Annotated in this window: 14 protein-coding genes and 1 tRNA gene; 5 read left to right on the forward strand and 10 right to left on the reverse strand. The window is 68.5% G+C overall.

Translation table 11 applies throughout. The features are described from left to right. Positions 1 to 282 precede the first annotated feature (282 nt). From QRX50_RS08075 to dnaA, 10 genes are all read right to left on the reverse strand, one after another. Positions 283 to 1230, reverse strand: coding sequence for a hypothetical protein (locus tag QRX50_RS08075; RefSeq protein WP_285971332.1), 948 nt, complete (start codon positions 1228 to 1230; stop codon positions 283 to 285). Between the two features lie 164 nt (positions 1231 to 1394). Further along, positions 1395 to 1468, reverse strand: a tRNA-Ile gene (locus tag QRX50_RS08080). Between the two features lie 50 nt (positions 1469 to 1518). Then, on the reverse strand, positions 1519 to 2187 hold the full coding sequence (locus tag QRX50_RS08085) for a DUF3566 domain-containing protein (protein WP_285971333.1): 669 nt from the start codon (positions 2185 to 2187) through the stop codon (positions 1519 to 1521). Between the two features lie 35 nt (positions 2188 to 2222). Further along, positions 2223 to 4844: a DNA gyrase subunit A gene (gene gyrA / locus QRX50_RS08090; protein WP_285971334.1), complete on the reverse strand. Its 2622-nt coding sequence runs from the start codon at positions 4842 to 4844 to the stop codon at positions 2223 to 2225. 48 nt (positions 4845 to 4892) lie between these two features. Continuing rightward, entirely contained in the window at positions 4893 to 6860 is a 1968-nt protein-coding gene (gene gyrB, locus QRX50_RS08095; RefSeq protein WP_285971335.1) for a DNA topoisomerase (ATP-hydrolyzing) subunit B, read from the reverse strand. 197 nt (positions 6861 to 7057) lie between these two features. After that, positions 7058 to 7591 (reverse strand): DciA family protein, encoded by a 534-nt coding sequence (locus tag QRX50_RS08100; RefSeq protein ID WP_285971336.1) that lies wholly within the window; start codon positions 7589 to 7591, stop codon positions 7058 to 7060. 208 nt (positions 7592 to 7799) lie between these two features. Next, positions 7800 to 8954: a DNA replication/repair protein RecF gene (recF, locus tag QRX50_RS08105; RefSeq protein WP_285971337.1), complete on the reverse strand. Its 1155-nt coding sequence runs from the start codon at positions 8952 to 8954 to the stop codon at positions 7800 to 7802. A 12-nt stretch (positions 8955 to 8966) separates the two neighbouring features. Then, the gene (gene gnd, locus QRX50_RS08110; protein ID WP_285971338.1) at positions 8967 to 9857 is read right to left on the reverse strand and encodes a phosphogluconate dehydrogenase (NAD(+)-dependent, decarboxylating); all 891 of its coding nucleotides are present in this window, start codon (positions 9855 to 9857) and stop codon (positions 8967 to 8969) included. 47 nt (positions 9858 to 9904) lie between these two features. Continuing rightward, positions 9905 to 11038 carry a DNA polymerase III subunit beta gene (dnaN, locus tag QRX50_RS08115; protein ID WP_285971339.1) on the reverse strand — a complete coding sequence of 378 codons (1134 nt, stop codon included), beginning with the start codon at positions 11036 to 11038 and terminating at the stop codon, positions 9905 to 9907. Between the two features lie 1078 nt (positions 11039 to 12116). Beyond that, positions 12117 to 13835 (reverse strand): chromosomal replication initiator protein DnaA, encoded by a 1719-nt coding sequence (gene dnaA, locus QRX50_RS08120; protein WP_285971340.1) that lies wholly within the window; start codon positions 13833 to 13835, stop codon positions 12117 to 12119. 597 nt (positions 13836 to 14432) lie between these two features. Between dnaA and rpmH the strand changes: the two genes are divergently transcribed. From rpmH to QRX50_RS08145, 5 genes are read left to right on the forward strand one after another with little or no spacing between them, the layout of a single operon-like run. Then, positions 14433 to 14576 (forward strand): 50S ribosomal protein L34, encoded by a 144-nt coding sequence (rpmH, locus tag QRX50_RS08125; protein ID WP_285971341.1) that lies wholly within the window; start codon positions 14433 to 14435, stop codon positions 14574 to 14576. A gap of 21 nt (positions 14577 to 14597) precedes the next feature. Further along, positions 14598 to 15029, forward strand: coding sequence for a ribonuclease P protein component (rnpA, locus tag QRX50_RS08130; protein WP_285971342.1), 432 nt, complete (start codon positions 14598 to 14600; stop codon positions 15027 to 15029). 5 nt (positions 15030 to 15034) lie between these two features. Beyond that, entirely contained in the window at positions 15035 to 15367 is a 333-nt protein-coding gene (yidD, locus tag QRX50_RS08135) for a membrane protein insertion efficiency factor YidD (protein ID WP_285971343.1), read from the forward strand. A gap of 4 nt (positions 15368 to 15371) precedes the next feature. Next, complete coding sequence (gene yidC / locus QRX50_RS08140; RefSeq protein WP_285971344.1) at positions 15372 to 16583, forward strand: membrane protein insertase YidC; 1212 nt, start codon at positions 15372 to 15374, stop codon at positions 16581 to 16583. Between the two features lie 28 nt (positions 16584 to 16611). Next, complete coding sequence (locus QRX50_RS08145; protein ID WP_285974394.1) at positions 16612 to 17187, forward strand: Jag family protein; 576 nt, start codon at positions 16612 to 16614, stop codon at positions 17185 to 17187. Positions 17188 to 17348: the final 161 nt, after the last annotated feature.

A 17348-nucleotide genomic window follows, 5' to 3' on the forward strand; every position in this document is an offset into this window, starting at 1 on the left:
CACGTGGAACCACCGGCGACCCGCGTCACAAGCCGAACGGAATACCTCCCGCGGGTGTGCCGTTGAACAAATCGGTCGGTGCGCCCAACGTGTCCCCCGGGCTCACACCTTTGCCTTCGCGGAATACCGTTCGGCTGGAGCCGCGTCGTGCCTTTCGCCGAGAGGCGACCGTGCGCGCGCCGATCGCAGACATGTCAGCCCTGCCGGCCTTCTCTTCCCGGCAGGGCTGACTTGCGTCCGGCGACATCTCACACGCAGACCGACTCGGCCAGGTGCAAGCCGCTATCCCGGGCAGCCGGTGCGCGCGAGGACGCCGTGGCCCTTGACGACCGTGGATGGGCCGATGTCGCCGGGCCGGACGGACAGCTGTGCCGCGACGTCGTAGGCATTGCAGTTTTCGGGCACGTTGTACTCGGCTCGAAGCCGGCGGTACCGATCGCGGAACCTGAGTGCCAACTCCTTTCCCACGTGCGCCTGGATAATGTCGTCGAAGGAGCCGTCTGGCCACGGGTTTTCCTCGTGCGGCAGCCGGAAGCCCGCCTCGCCCGGGTGCGGCGGGCCGATCTGCTCCTCCGGCACCTCCACGTCGTACCAGCGGACCGCTGCCCCGTCCTCCGCGATGAGCCGCGACGTCGTCGAGTCGCCGTGGCTCCTGAGATACAGGTGCGCTGCGCCGAACCGCCGGCTCAGAGCGGCGCACCTATCCCTTCGCACGATCCGCGTGGCGGCCTCATTGGCCCGCATTTGCTTGACGCCGTAGGGATCCTCGACGCCGTCGGCAAGCGTGCCTCGGGTGTGGAAATCCTCCGAAGGCTCGCCGAACACCAAGGTCCAGCCGTCCAGCACCGAACTGACGTAGATCACAGAGCATCGGCCGTGGTCCAGCCACCAGCGGTGACCTCCGTACCGCCACGCCAGACGCCCCATGCGCATAGTCACCGGTACCGGCGACGACAGCCCGAACACATCCAGCACCGCCTCCTGGTCACCGGTTGGCACGGCGTACCAGAACTCGCACGCGTCCATCGGCAGCGGCTTCTCCTGCGGCACCAACGCGAAATCGAACGGTTCGCGCAACGTGGCGAGCACGGCCAGCGCCGCCTCCCTCAGCGACGGCGACGACAGCGCCCCACGGACCATTGAGATCCCCTCGGGCCCCAAGTTACGCAAGGAAAACGGGTTGTAGTCACCATCGACCGCGATCTGGCCCAAGAGCTCCGCAACATCCACCTCGCGAACTTAAAGCAGACCCGCGAAGTTGTGTCGCCACTTCCCAACGCACCCACGCTGGGTCGGTCACCGATCGCACCGTGGGGTCTGGGGGCTCGGCCCCCAGATACAACACCGCCCAGTCACCGTCTGCGCCTTCCGCAGACATGACTGGGCGAACTGGGTGGGCCCACCAGGACTTGAACCTGGGACCTCTTCGTTATCAGCGAAGCGCTCTAACCACCTGAGCTATGGGCCCGTCGAACGAAGGAAACCTTACAGGACCCCCGAGGGGGCCCTGCAACCGGGTTACTCCCTTTCCGACAGCGTGACTTCGAGGCCGCCCGCCAGGTCGGCCGACACGTTGTAGATGAACGCGCTCACGGTGGCCAGCGCGGAAACGAGCACGATGTTGATCGCGCCCAGGATGGCGGCGATGCCGAACACGCGGCCGGCGCTGATGAGGGGCTCGGTGGACGCGTTGGCGCCTTCGCCGCCGACCAGGGACGAGTAGGTGCCGTTCAGCTTGTCCCAGACGCCCATGCCGTCGAGGACCGTGTAGAGCACGCCGACGGCGACCAGCCACACGAAGAACATCGCGACGCCCAGGACGAGCGACAGCTTCAGCACCGACCACGGGTCGAAGCGCTTGATCTGCAGCGAGGCGCGGCGCGGGCCGCGGCCCGGGCGGCGCAGGGCGCTCGGGGTGGGGCGGGTGTGGCCGGCCGGGGGCACGTCGGCGGCCGGGGCGGGGGGCGCGCCCTCGGCTCCGAAGAGCCGGGGCGCGGCCGTGCCGCTCACCGCGGGGTAGTCGGTCTCGCTCACGCGCGGTCCGTCCTGCTCATGATCCGAGTAGACCACATCGTCGGTGGCGATTCCGGTCGAGACCGTGGCCTCCGAATCGCCGCCGCCGTCCTTGGCGGTGCGCTGCCAGGGTGGGCTCGACGACGTGCCGTCTGCCTTCTCGGATGGTGTCACGAAGAGTCAGTCCTTACCCGTGCGTGGGGCGCCGCTCACTGCTCCGGCGCCGTGCCGTCTTCTTCCGTGCTCTCGTCGGGCGCGGTGGTCACCTCGCCGTCGACGGCGGGGGTCTCCACAGCCTCGTCCACCGAAGCTTCCGAAGCATCCGGAGCGTCCGTGGGCTCCGCGGAGTCCTCGCCACCATTGGCGACGTCCGACCCCTCGTCCGCGTTGCGTGCGACCGCGAGAAGAGTCGTACCGTCCGCCAGATTCATCAGCCGCACGCCCTTGGTCTGGCGACCGGCCTTGCGCACGTCGCGCGCCGGCGTGCGGATGACCCCACCGCTCGAGGTGATGGCGAACAGCTCGTCGTCTTCGTCGACGATGAGTGCACCCACCAGCCTCCCACGTTTCGTGTCGTGCTGGATGGTCAGCACACCCTTGCCGCCGCGGCCCTGCACCGGGTAGTCCTCGATCGGCGTGCGCTTGGCGTACGCGCCGTCGGTCGCGACCAGCAGGAACTTGTCGGGCTTGACCACGCTGATGCCGAGCAGCTCGTCGCCGTCGTTGAAACGCATGCCGAGCACGCCGGACGTCGCGCGGCCCATCGGGCGCAGCGCCTCGTCGGTGGCGTGGAAACGGATCGACTGGCCGCCGGCCGACACGAGCAGCAGGTCGTCCTCCGCCGCCGCCAGCACGGCGCCCACCAGCTCGTCGCCTTCCCGCAGGTTGACGGCGATGAGGCCGCCCGCGCGGTTGGAGTCGAAGTCGGTGAGCTTGGTCTTCTTCACGAGCCCCTTCTGCGTGGCCAGCACCAGGTACGGCGCCACCTCGTAGTTCGGGATCTCGATGACCTGGGCGATCTGCTCGTCGGGCTGGAACGCCATCAGGTTGGCCACGTGCTGGCCGCGCGCGTTGCGGTTGGCCTCGGGCAGGTCGTACGCCTTCGTGCGGTAGACGCGGCCCTTGTTCGTGAAGAACAGGATCCAGTCGTGCGTGGAGCAGACGAAGAAGTGCTGCACGATGTCGTCCTGCTTCAGCGTGGCGCCCTGCACGCCCTTGCCGCCGCGCTTCTGCGAGCGGTACAGGTCGGTCTTCGTGCGCTTCGCGTAACCGGTGCGCGTGATGGTGACCACCACGTCCTCGACCGCGATCAGGTCCTCGACCGACACCTCGCCGTCGAACGGGATGATCTTCGTGCGCCGGTCGTCGCCGTACTTGTCGACGATCTCCATGAGCTCGTCACGGATGATCGAACGCTGGCGCTCGGGCTTCTCGAGGATGTCCTTGAGGTCCGCGATCTCCAGCTCGATCTCGGCCAACGTGTCGATGATGCGCTGACGCTCGAGGGCGGCCAGCCGGCGCAGCTGCATGTCGAGGATCGCCGTGGCCTGGATCTCGTCGATGTCGAGGAGCTCCATCAGGCCCGGACGCGCCTCGTCGGCCGACGGCGAGCGCCGGATCAGGGCGATGACCTCGTCGAGCTGGTCCAGCGCCTTGACCAGACCGCGCAAGATGTGGGCGCGCTCCTCGGCCTTCCTCAGGCGGAACCTGGTCCGCCGGACGATGACCTCGACCTGGTGCTTCACGTAGTGCCGGATCATCTGGTCGAGCCGCAGCGTGCGCGGCACGTCGTCGACGATCGCCAGCATGTTCACGCCGAAGTTCTGCTGCAGCTGGGTGTGCTTGAACAGGTTGTTCAGCACCACCTTCGCCACGGCGTCGCGCTTGAGCGTGATCACGATCCGCATGCCGGAGCGGCTGTTGGACTCGTCGGCGATGTCGGCGATGCCCGTGAGCTTGCCGTCGCGCACGAGGTGCGCGATGTTCTCGACGAGGTTGTCCGGGTTCACCTGGTACGGCAGCTCGGACACGACGAGCGTGGTGCGCCCCTTCGCGTCCTCCTCCACCTCAACCACCGCACGCATGCGCACGGAACCGCGGCCCGTGCGGTACGCGTCCTCGATGCCCGAGGTGCCGAGGATCATCGCCTTCGTCGGGAAGTCCGGGCCCTTGATGCGCGTGAGCAGCGCCGCCAGCAGCTCGTCGTCGGACGCCTCGTAGTTCTCCAGCGCCCACACGACGCCTTCGGCGACCTCGCGCAGGTTGTGCGGCGGGATGTTGGTCGCCATGCCGACCGCGATGCCCGAACTGCCGTTGACCAGCAGGTTCGGGAACCGCGACGGCAGCACGTTGGGCTCTTGCGTGCGGCCGTCGTAGTTGTCGCGGAAGTCGACGGTGTCCTCTTCGATGTCCGCCAGCATCTGCATCGCCAGCGGCGCGAGGCGCGCCTCCGTGTACCGCATGGCGGCGGCGGGGTCGTTGCCCGGCGAACCGAAGTTGCCCTGCCCGTCGATCAGCGGATAACGCATCGCCCACGGCTGGGCCAGCCGCACGAGGGCGTCGTAGATCGCCGAGTCACCGTGCGGGTGGTAGTTGCCCATGACGTCGCCGACGACGCGCGAGCACTTGTTGTGCCCGCGATCCGGGCGGAAACCGGAGTCGAACATCGAGTAGAGCACCCGCCGGTGCACGGGCTTGAGACCGTCGCGCACGTCCGGCAGCGCCCGCGACACGATCACGCTCATGGCGTAGTCGATGTAGGAACGCTGCATCTCCTGCTGGATGTCGACCGGTTCGATGCGGTCGTGTTCCGGCGGCAAGGTTTCCGTCATGGGTTCCTTCTCGGGGAAAGGTCTGGGCAGTCGGGGTGAGGCGGACGGCTACACGTCCAGGAAGCGCACGTCCTTGGCGTTGCGCGTGATGAACGAGCGCCGGGCCTCCACGTCCTCGCCCATGAGAACGGAGAACAGGTCGTCGGCCTGCGCGGCGTCGTCGAGAGTGACCTGGCCCAGCAGGCGGTTGGCCGGGTCCATCGTGGTCTCCCACAGTTCCTCGGCGTTCATCTCGCCGAGACCCTTGTAGCGCTGGATCGCGTCGTCCTTCGGCAGGCGGCGGCCGGCCTCGACACCCGCCTGGATCACGGCGTCGCGCTCCTTGTCGGAGTACGCGTACTCCGCGTCCTGGCGCGGCCACTTGATCTTGTACAGCGGCGGCCGCGAAAGGAACACGTGGCCGTGCTCGATCAGCGGGCTCATGAAGCGGAACAGCAGGGTGAGCAGCAGCGTGGTGATGTGCTGGCCGTCGACATCGGCGTCGGCCATCAGCACGATCTTGTGGTAGCGCAGCTTCGAGAGGTCGAAGTCGTCGTGGATGCCGGTGCCCAGCGCCGTGATCAGCGACTGGACCTCGGTGTTCTTGAGGACGCGGTCGATGCGCGCCTTCTCCACATTGATGATCTTGCCCCGGATGGGCAAGATCGCCTGGTACATCGAGTCGCGGCCTTCCTTGGCCGAGCCGCCGGCCGAGTCGCCCTCCACGATGTAGAGCTCGCACTCGCCCGGGTCGTTGGAGCGGCAGTCCTTGAGCTTGCCCGGCAGGCCGCCGATCTCCAGCGCGCCCTTGCGGCGCACCAGGTCCCGCGCCTTGCGGGCGGCCATGCGCGCCTGCGCCGAGGAGATCGACTTGTTGATGATCGTCTTCGCCTCGGTGGGGTTGCGCTCGAACCAGTCGGCGAGCCACTCGTTGGACTGCTGCTGCACGAACGTCTTGGCTTCGCTGTTGCCCAGCTTCGTCTTCGTCTGGCCCTCGAACTGCGGCTCGGAGAGCTTGATCGACACGATCGCGGCGAGACCCTCGCGCACGTCGTCACCCGTGAGGTTCGCGTCCTTCTCCTTGAGCAGCTTCTTCTCGCGCGCGTACGAGTTGACCACGCGCGTGAGCGCCGCGCGGAAGCCCTCTTCGTGGGTGCCGCCCTCGTGGGTGTTGATCGTGTTGGCGAACGTGTACACCGACGGCGTGAACCCGTTGTTCCACTGCATCGCGACCTCGACCTCGAGGCCGGGGCCCTTCGCGTCGAACGAGATCACGCTCTCGTGGATCGGGTCCTTGCTGCCGTTGATGTGCCTGACGAAGTCCTCGAGCCCGCCGGGGTAGCAGTAGACCTTCTCCTTGACGCGGGCCTGCTTGCCCTCCGCGTCTTCCTCGGTCTCCTCGTCGGCCACGCGCTCGTCGCGCAGCGACAGGGTGAGGCCCTTGTTGAGGAACGCCATCTCCTGCAGACGACGTGAGATCGTCTCGAAGTTGTACGTGGTGGTCTCGAAAATGCCCGAGTCAGCCCAGAAGGTGATCGTGGTGCCGGTGCCCTCGGCCGGGCCGAGGTCCTCCAGCGGGCCGGGGATCTGGTTCGTGTACTCCTGGCGCCAGCTGCGGCCGCCGACCTTGATCTCCGCGAGCAGCTTCGTCGACAGCGCGTTCACCACCGAGACGCCGACGCCGTGCAGGCCGCCGGACACCGCGTAGGAGTCGCTGTCGAACTTGCCGCCCGCGTGCAGGATGGTGAGCACGACCTCGAGGGTCGGCTTCTGCTCCTTGGGGTGCATGTCCACCGGGATACCGCGGCCGTCGTCGACGACCCGGACGCCACCGTCGGCGAGGAGAGTAACCTCGACCTTGGTCGCGTGGCCGGCCATCGCCTCGTCCACGGAGTTGTCCACCACCTCCTGAACCAGGTGGTGGAGACCGCGCTCACCGGTGGAACCGATGTACATACCGGGGCGCTTGCGTACCGCTTCGAGGCCTTCGAGCACGGTGATGGACGACGCGTTGTACTCGCTCTTGTTCTCGGTCACCGGCGTTGTTTCTCCTCGTCTCGCCCGAGCAGACGCTCGCTACTCCTCCAGTGTACTTGCCCGCGCGTGCTGACATGCGGCAAGGACACCCCTCACTGCGTCACAGAGCCGCGAAATCGCTCGAAGGCGAGTCATGTCGTAGCTCGCGGGTTGTCAAGCGGTTCTCGGGGAACTCACCCGCCGACGCGCAACCGGAGTCAGCCGTACGTGTCACGCGGCCCGCGGCCCGGCACGACCCGCGGTCCCTTCCGCCAGCTCGGCGCCGTCGGGCCCTGGATCCGCATGCGCTTCACGACGCCGTTGCCGACCCCCGCGGCGATCTTCGCGATGAGCTTGCTCTGCAGCAGCCGCAGCTGCGTGGCCCACGCCGTGGAGCTCGCGCGGACGGTCAGCTCGCCGTCCTTGAGCGCCACCGGCTGGGCGTGTTCGGCGACGTCCTCGCCCACGAGCCGGGCCCACTGCCCGAACACGCGCGCGTTGGTCATCGTGTCCTGCCAGCCGCTGTCGGAGACCAGTCGCGAGACGAGCCGGCCGAGCGGCTGCGGGTCGCGTGCGTCGGCGCCGGGCCCTGACCAGCGACGACGGCGCGGGTTCTGGCCCCCGCCGCCGGTGATCCGGCCGCGGCGCAGGTTCGGCGGAGCACCGCGCTCCTTCGCCTTGGCCTTGGCGGCCTCGAGCGCGGCGTGCGCCAGGTCCCGTCCGGAGGGCTTCCCGTTCGGCCCAGTGGACACGTCACGCTCGGTGCCGGAACCGGGGTTCCCACGTGGGTGATTCCCCGCTTGGGTGCGGTCAAGGCCCTCATCAGGCCGTTTCGTCACGCGCGGCGATAACCCATTCACGGGTTTATCCACACTGTCCACAGGTTTGTCCCCAGATCGGTGGGTAACTTCTGTGACCGCGGTCACCCGCCGTGGCCGACTTGATCTTGGGGCCGAGGATTCAGGCACGGTTGACCTCGCCATCCGCCACCACGAACCGGCTCCCGGCCAGCTCCGACGGCACGTCCTCGTCCACCGCCGCCGTGATGAGCACCTGCTCGGCACCCGCGGCGACCTCCGCGAGCCGCGCCCGCCGTTTGCGGTCGAGCTCGGCGAATACATCATCCAGCAGCAGCACCGGTTCGCCCGCTTCGCCACGCAGGAGCTCGTAGCTGCCAAGTCGAAGAGCCAGCGCGAACGACCACGACTCGCCGTGGCTCGCGTACCCCTTCGCCGGCGCCTCGCCCAGGATCAGCTCCAGCTCGTCGCGGTGCGGGCCGACGAGGCTGATGCCACGCTCCAGCTCGTTGCGCCGGACGTCGGCCAGTGCCTTGAGCAGCAGCTCGCGCAGCACTTCCGCGTCCGCTCGCTCGCCGCCGGCCACGCCGTAGCCCGGCGGCAGCGCTTCGCCGAGCGACGACTTGTAGGTGATCGACGCCGGCCGCGAGTCCGGCGCGACGCCCATGTACGCCTCCGCCGCGTACGGCCCGAGGTCGGCGATGAGGTTCAGCCGCGCCGCCAGCAGCTGGGCACCGGCCACCGACAGGTGGTCATCCCAGACTTCCAGCGTCGAAAGCGCGTACGGGTCCTCCTTACCGGTGCGGCGCTTGCCAGCGGTCTTGAGCAGGGCGTTGCGCTGCTTCAGCACCTTCTCGTAGTCCGCGCGCACGCCCGCGTACCGAGGTGCGCGCAGCACGAGGAGCTCGTCCATGAACCGGCGACGCTCGCTCGGGTCTCCGCGCACGAGCGCCAGGTCCTCCGGGGAGAACAGCACCGTGCGCAGGATCCCGAGCACGTCGCGCGGCTTGCCGACCGCGCCCCGGTTCACGCGGGCGCGGTTGGCTCGTCCCGCCGTGATCTCGAGCTCGACGGTGAGCTCGCGGTCGTCGTTGACCACGGCGACGCGCACGAGCGCGCGCTCGCACCCGTGCCGGATCAGCGGGGCGTCCGTCGCGACCCGGTGGGAACCCAGGGTCGCGACGTAGCCGATCGCCTCGAGCAGGTTCGTCTTCCCCCGGCCGTTCTGGCCGACGAGCACGACCGGCCCCGGCTCAAGGGCGAGGTCGGCTTGCGGCCAGGACCGGAAGTCGGTGACCTGGAGATGTCGCAGATACACGAGCGGGGGAGGCTAGCTCCCGGCCTTCTTCACTGCGTGGCCACCGAACTGGTTGCGCAGCGCGGCGACGGCGCGCATCGCGGCGGAGTCCTTCTGCCGCGAGGAGAACCGGGCGAACAGCGCGGCCGAGAGCACCGGCGCCGGCACCGCGTTGTTCACGGCTTCCTCCAGCGTCCAGCGGCCCTCGCCCGAGTCTTCGACGTAACCCTCGAGGTCGTCGAGCTCCGGGTCCTCCTCCAGCGCGCGCACCAGCAGGTCGAGCAGCCAGGAGCGCACGACCGTGCCACGCTGCCACCCCTTGATCACGGCGGGCACGTCCTTGACCACGTGCGCGGCCTCGAGCAGCTCGAAGCCCTCGGCGTAGGCCTGCATGATGCCGTACTCGATGCCGTTGTGGATCATCTTCGCGTAGTGGCCCGCGCCGACCTCGCCGGCGTGCGAGAAGCCTTCTTCACGCGGGCCTTCCGGACGCAGCGTGTCGAAGATCGGCATCGCACGGGCGACGTCGGAACCGGCGCCGCCGACCATGAGGCCGTAGCCGTTGTCCTTGCCCCACACACCACCGGAGACACCGCAGTCGAGGTAGCCGATGCCCTTGGCCGCCAGCAGATCCGCGTTCAGCTTGTCGTCGGTGAACTTCGAGTTGCCGCCGTCGATCACGAGGTCGCCCTCGGACAGCGACTGGCTGAGCTCCACCACGGTCTGCCGCGTCGGGTCGCCGGCGGGGACCATGATCCAGACGATGCGCGGCGCGTCCAGTTTGGACACCAGGTCTGCGAGCGACTCGGAGTCGGTGACGGCCGGGTTGCGGTCGAAGCCCACGACCTCGTGCCCGGCGGCACGCAGCCGCTCGCGCATGTTGAAGCCCATCTTGCCCAGGCCCACGAGACCGAGCTGAACCATGAAATCCCCTTAGGTAGGAACGAAAATCCGCGGTTGTGACGCGCCGGTCAGCCCGGGAGGCGGACCGGCATCAGCAGGTAGAGATAACCGGGGACGACGTTGCCCTCGGCGTCGGCGGGCTTGATGAGCGCCGGCCGGTTGGGGGTGGTGAAGGTGAGCTCCGCGCGGTCGCTGTGCAGCGCGCCGAGCCCGTCGACGAGGTAGCCGGGGTTGAAGGCGATGGTGACCGGTTCGCCTTCGTAGTCGACCTGCAGCTCTTCTTCGGCGCTGCCCTCGTCGTCGCCGCCGGCGGAAAGCCGCAGCGACCCGTCGGCGAACTCCAGCCGCACCTGCGTGCCGCGTTCGGCGACCAGCGACACGCGCTTGATCGACTCGGCGAGCGCCGACACCTCGATCACGGCACGCGACGTGTGGGTCGCCGGCAGCAGCTGCCGGTAGGGCGGGAACTCCGCGTCGAGGAGACGGGTGGTGGTGTAGCGGCCGTTGCCCGAGAGGCCGAGGAGGCCTTCGCCGCTGGCGAGCGCGAGGCGCACGGTGCTGCCGGCGCCGCCGAGCGTCTTCGCGGCCTCGGCGAGCGTGCGCGCGGGCACGAGGACCGCGGCGTCGGGCAGGCCCTCGGCCGGCTTCCACGTGAACTCGCGCATGGCGAGGCGGAAGCGGTCGGTGGCCACGAGCGTGAGGGTCTCGCCCGAGATCTCCAGGCGCATGCCGGTGAGCATCGGGAGCGTGTCGTCCTTGCCGGCGGCGGTGACGACCTGGGTCACGGCCTGGCCGAACGTGTCGCCGGTGAGCTCACCCGCGAAGGCGGGCTGGGACGGCAGCTGCGGGTAGTCCTCGACGGGCATGGTCGGCAGGGAGAAGCGCGCGCTGCCGCACGTGATGGTGGCGCGGGCGCCGTCGACGGAGATCTCCACCGGCTGCGCGGGCAGCGCCTTGGTGATGTCGGCGAGGAGACGGCCGGAGACCAGGAGGCGGCCACCGTCGGCGATCGTCGCGGGGACGCCCACCGTGGCGGAGACCTCGTAGTCGAAGCCGGACACCGTCAGCGCGTCGGACTCCCCGTCCGCACCCGCGTCGAGCAGCACACCACCCAGCACCGGCACCGGAGGCCGGGACGGGAGGCTCCTGGCCACCCAGGCGACGGCGTCGGCAAGCCCGTCGCGCTCGACGCGGATCTTCATGCGCGCATCCTTTCGACAGCCGAGCCCGTCGGCTCGTGAAGGGTCGGTAGCTGGCGGTTCACGAGTACTGCGCCGAGTACGCCGCGACCGAGTCCCCACCGGGCCGGTCCGTTTCGGCGTGCCGGGATCGGCGCACAGGAACGGACCAGGTGCAGGCATCCACGTTAGGCCGTCGCCGGGGGTCCCGTCACCTCGGCCTCCCCTTGACTTTGTCGACAAGGAGACAGGTTCGACGGCTTGTCCCCAACTTCGTCCATCGCCTGTTTTTGTTTTGTTCTTTCTTTCAAAAGATCTAAGAGCAGTAGCAGTAATAGGGGCTGTGGGTTGTGTGGACAGAGCTCGTTCGCGCAGGTCGGCGGGCGCGTCGGCGTGTGGAGAGTCCTGGTGGTGGATCGGTGGATAGTTCGGGCGACCCGTGGATGGTTTCGTCCGGGCCGCGATCCATCCACATCTCGGACCGGTTGTCCCCATGGTTGTCCCCAGGTGTGAGGGGAGTTGTACCCAGGCTCTGTGGGTGCGGAAACGGGCTCGAATCGCCCTGGAGAGTGACGGGCTCCCGATGTGGATCACGTGTGGGCAACCTGTGGAATCCCCGTGGACAGCCCTGTGGAAAGCCTGTGGATTCCGTGTGGGCGGGATGTGGACGGTTTCGGCGTTGGTGCAGCTCCTGGATCCGCTGGAGTTGTGCACAAACTGCGCACAGGGTGGGGAAAACTCCTTGTGTATCAATGGGTTTGGGGATGGCTGCGTACGCGTGCGTACGTGGGCGACGGCACAGCCGCTTGCTTCGCTGCTTCGCGTGTGTACGGGTGCTTCGTCCACGTTGGACCCGGGGCGTTGTGGAAGGTGTTGTGTGGTAGAGGAAATCGGGCTCGAGGTGGGTGATGGGGCGAGCGCGCGGGGTGTGGTGTGGACGGGTCTCTGTGGACGGATCGCGGGCCTCGGCACCGGCCGACAGACCGGACCTCCGCGCGGGCGGTGAGCCTCGCTGAGCGCCGTCCTGGCCGCGTCCTGGCATCGCCCAGATAAAAGGAGGGCGCCGCCCGTAGGCGACGCCCTCCCTGGTGAAGCTCCGAAGCTACTGCCGAGCCCGCTGCTTGATCCGCGACGTGAGCTCCTGCACCTGGTCGTAGATGCGCCGGCGCTCGGCCATCTCCTTGCGGATCTTCTTGTCCGCGTGCATCACGGTCGTGTGGTCGCGGCCGCCGAACGTCTGCCCGATCTTCGGCAGCGACATGTCGGTGAGCTCGCGGCACAGGTACATCGCGATCTGGCGCGCCGTGGCGAGCGCCTTCGTCTTGCCGGGCCCGCAGAGGTCGTCGAGCGTGACGTCGAAGAACTCCGCGGTGACGCCCATGATCGTCGGCGCGGTGATCTCCGGCGCGTGCGAGTCGGGGATCAGGTCGCGCAGCACGATCTCGGCGAGCCCGACGTCCACGGCCTGCTGGTTGAGCGACGCGAACGCGGTCACGCGGATCAGCGCGCCCTCGAGCTCGCGGATGTTCGCCTCCACGCGCGAGGCGATGAACTCCAGCACCTCACCCGGCACCGCCAGCCGGTCCTGCGCGGCCTTCTTGCGCAGGATGGCGATGCGGGTTTCGAGCTCGGGCGGCTGGATGTCGGTGATCAGGCCCCACTCGAACCGCGTCCGCAGCCGGTCCTCCAGCGTTTCGAGGCGCTTGGGCGGACGGTCGGAGCTGACGACGATCTGCTTGTTCGCGTTGTGGAGGGTGTTGAAGGTGTGGAAGAACTCTTCCTGCGTACCTTCTTTTCCTTCCAGGAACTGGATGTCGTCGACGAGCAGGATGTCGATGTCGCGGTAGCGGCGCTGGAAGGCGACCTTGCGGTCGTCGCGCAGCGAGTTGATGAAGTCGTTGGTGAACTCTTCGGTCGACACGTAGCGCACGCGCATGCCGGGGAACAGCCGTTGCGCGTAGTGGCCCACGGCGTGCAGCAGGTGCGTCTTGCCGAGCCCGGACTCACCCCAGATGAACAGCGGGTTGTACGCGCGGGCCGGCGCCTCGGCCACGGCCACCGCGGCCGCGTGGGCGAACCGGTTGGACGCGCCGATCACGAACGTGTCGAACGTGTACTTCTCGTTGAGCTTCGTCTTCGACGTCTGCGGCTGCGCGGGCGCGGTGTAGGGCTGCCCGGCGATCGGCTGGCCGGAGAACGTCGGCCAGATCTCGTGGACGGCGGCGAGCGCTTCGCCTTCCTCGTCCACTTCTTCGTTCGGGTCGTCGGACTCCTCAAGCGGGGCCGGCTGCGGCACCGGGCGCTGGCGCGGTGGCTCGGGCCGGGCGGCGCGCGCGGCAGCCATGGAGGCGCCGTCGATCGGCGGGCGCTGCTGCGCGCCGGAACCGTTGTCGAGGCGGCCGTGCTCGAGGCGCCCGTTGTCGGGCCGGCCGTTCTCCATGTGCGTGGGGTCGAGGTGACCGGGTTCCAGGTGACCGTTGTCGACGCGGCCGTTGTCGGGGTGCCCGTTTTCCACCCGCGGGGGTGAGGGCACATAGCGCGGCGCGGGCGCGATGGCCTCGGCGCTGTCGACCTTCACGGCGAGCGACACGGCGCGGCCGAGCCGGCGGGAGAGGGCGTCGGTGATCGCGCCTCGCAGCGCGCGTTCGATCGCTTCCTTCGCGAAGTCACTGGGGGCAGCCAGCAGGGCGGTGCCGTCGAGCAGGCCGATGGGCCTCGTCACCCGCATCCAGGCTCGTTGCTGCGGCGAGAGGGTGCCGTCGGACAGCTCCCGTACCACCTGCTCCCAGATGACGCCCAGATTGTGCTGGTGCTCGGACACCTGTCTGGCTCCCCTCCCCTCGTCGGCGTGAACGGCGAAATCACCTCAAGCACGCCCGCGAAACACTCCCCTGGACGCATCTTGGACCGACCTGCGCGCGGGCACAGCGAATATCCACATAGTTGTCCACAGCTGTGCACTAATGTACGGCTGCCCGCAGCCACGCCACCTGCGGGCTCGACGTTCGCCGTGGGCGCCTCCACACCCCGGTGGCGATACCGCCGCTCGCCTCGCGACCGGAGACCCGGAAGAGGCACGCTAACAAGCCTCGCCCGCTGCCACAAGGCACCGTTGCGCGCAAGCATTTCACGGTGTACGGCGTGTTGCCATTCGGTGCCCCGGCGTGGGGGATGGCGAGGTCACGGCCCGGTCGCCGAGCGTGGCGGAGGGGGTGCCTACACGGCTCCCGACCGGGGTGCGTACCCTCGTAAGGTCTCCCGTAAGCGACGGGTGCGTTTCGCGTGCCCACGTATGTCGTCGCTCGTCGTGACGAGGCCACACGTTGGTAGGAGACACCAGAGACTGCCGTGCGACCGCACGACATGCCGGTAGACGGCCGAAAATCCGTCGCCCGACGGCCGAGACACAGGAGTAGCAGTGAGCAAGGGTAAGCGCACCTTCCAGCCGAACAACCGCCGACGCGCGCGGACCCACGGTTTCCGCCTCCGCATGCGGACCCGTGCGGGCCGGGCCATCTTGGGGGCTCGTCGTCGCAAGGGCCGCGCCGCGCTGTCCGCCTGATCCGGCTCGTCGAGGCGCGCCGTGCTGCCCGCAGCCGCACGTCTACGGCGGAGTGAAGACTTCCGGGTCGTTCTCCGCCGGGGCTCCCGGGCAGGCAGGCGCCGCCTCGTCGTCCACGCGTTGACCACGGACCCGTCCGCGGCCGCACCCGATGCGGCCAGGGCGGGTTTTGTGGTGAGCAAGGCCGTCGGCAACTCGGTGGTGCGCCACCGGGTGACCAGGCAACTTCGGCATCTTGTTTCGGCCCGGCTCGGAACACTGCCCCCGGGCAGCTCGTTGGTCGTACGGGCATTACCTCCGGCGGCGTCCGCTTCGAGCGCGGAGCTCGGCGCCGATCTCGACGCGGCGCTGCGCCGGCTCGGACTCACCTCGTCCCGCCGCACCGCCGGGGAAGGTGCTCCCCGGCAACCGCGTCAGCAGGACGCGGCCCCCGACCACGGATCAGCGGTGTAACGGCAATGCAAGCCACTCCCGAGCACACCCAGGGCGGCACCGACGTCACCGGGGAGACGGCCCCGCGCCGCCCCGGGCCGGTGGCGTGGGTGCTGCTCCTCCCCATCAAGTTCTATCGCAAGGCGATCTCGCCTTTTCTACCGCCGGCCTGCCGTTTCTACCCGAGCTGCAGCGCGTACGCAGTCGAAGCCCTGACCCGGCACGGTGCCGGCCGCGGCTCCTACCTCGCGCTGCGCCGGTTGCTGCGCTGCGGCCCGTGGACCCCACCCGGTCGCGACCCGGTGCCCGAGGAGTTCTCCTGGCGCCACCGCATGCCTGAAACACCGATCGAGGAGTAGCTCAGTGCTCGATTTCATCTACTACCCCGTGTCCTTCATCTTGTGGTGTTGGCACAAGGCCTTCGGGTTCGTCTTCGGTGAAGCAACGGCGATCTCGTGGATCCTGGCGATCATCTTCCTGACGTTCACGGTCCGCGGCATCATGTTCAAGCCGTTCGTGAACCAGGTCCGGTCGATGAAGAAGATGCAAGACTTCGCGCCGGAGATGAAGAAGCTCCAGAAGAAGTACGCGAACGACAAGCAGCGCCAGGCGCAGGAGATGCAGAAGCTCCAGCGCGAGCACGGTGTCAACCCGCTGGGCAGCTGCCTTCCGATGGTTCTTCAGATCCCGGTGTTCATCGGTCTGAACCACGTGCTGCGCGCCTTCACGATCCCGCCGGCGGGTGGCGGCGTGAAGACCGAGAACTACTTCTTCAACCAGCACGACGTCCAGTCGTACGTCAGCGCGAAGCTCTTCGGTGTCAACCTGGGCGAGGCGGTCTACAACGGCGTCGGTGTGGTCAGCGGCAACATCGCGGCGCCCGGGTTCCACTGGAGCGTGCTGCCGGTAGCGCTGCCCCTGATGATCGTCGCGTCGATCGCCACGCACCTCACCGCGCGGCACTCGGTGGCTCGGCAGAACGCCGCGTCGGCCACCTCGCAGACCGCGATCATGAACAAGCTGACGATGTACATCTTCCCGCTCGGCGTGCTCGTGTTCGGTGCCCTGTTCCCGCTCGGCCTGCTCTTCTACTGGCTGGCGAACAACGGCTGGACGCTGATGCAGCAGCGGCTCGTGTACACGCGCATCGACAAGGAAGAGGCCGCGCGCAAGGCGGAAGCCGCGGAGAAGCGGGCGTCGCTCGGGCCGAAGCCCGGGCAGAAGCCGGCGGCTCCGAAGGTCGGGCAGAAGCCTGTGCAGCAGAAGAAGAACAACCCGTCCGGCAACGGTCAGCAGCAGGGCAAGGTGGCCAAGGCGGGTTCGGCGCACGGTTTCGCGCAGACGAAGTCCCCGTCTTCCTCGGGTGGCGTGGAGAGCAAGAAGACCGCTGCGTCCGAGGCTGCCTCGCAGGCCAAGTCGTCCGAGCCGTCGGAGCCGTCCGAGCCGGACACCAAGGCGACCCCGTCGAAGCCGGCGCAGCAGCCGGCCCAGAACGGATCGAAGAAGGAGAACGGAACCGGGGTTTCCGGGCTCCTCAAGGACTCGACCAGGAAGTCGGGCCGGAAGCGTCGCTGACGCTCCCGGTTCGGAGAGGAGACGAATGATGTCGGAGACGGTCGACACGATCGACGCCGATCAGGACGAAGAGACCACGGCCTCGGCCGCACCCACCGAGGGTGCCCCCGCCGAGGCCGCCGACGAGAAGCAGGGCGGCGACGACCTGCTCGTGCAGGAAGGCGACATCGCCGGCGACTACCTCGAGCGCCTGCTCGACCTGCTCGACTACGACGGCGACATCGACCTCGACGTCGAAGCCGGCCGCGCCATCATCAGCATTGACGGCGGTGAGGACCTCGAAAAGCTCGTCGGCCCCCGCGGCACCGTGCTCGAGGCCCTGCAGGAACTCACCCGCCTCGCCGTCCAGCAGGAGACGGGCTCCCGCAGCCGCCTCATGCTCGACATCGCCGGCTGGCGCGCCGACCGCCGCGAAGAGCTCCGCGAACTCGGCCGCTCCACCGCCGAGTCCGTCCTCCAGAGCGGCGAGCGCGTCCGCCTGCAGCCCATGAGCCCCTTCGAACGCAAAGTTGTGCACGACGCGGTGGCCACCGTGGACGGCGTCACAAGCGAAAGCGAGGGCGAAGACCCGAAGCGCCGCGTGGTGATCTTCCCGGAGGGCTGAGCCTCCTGGCCCTCACCGCCCCGGCTGTCGCGGCTGTCGCGGTTTGGTACGGGTGATCTCGACGCATCACTGAAGACGCATTACTGAAGTAGTACGGAGCACTGAGCAGAAGCGGCCCGCCGGACATCCGGCGGGCCGCTTCTTTTGTCTCCACCTTCTCG

Source organism: Amycolatopsis sp. 2-15, from assembly GCF_030285625.1.
Classification (GTDB): Bacteria; Actinomycetota; Actinomycetes; order Mycobacteriales; family Pseudonocardiaceae; genus Amycolatopsis; species Amycolatopsis carbonis.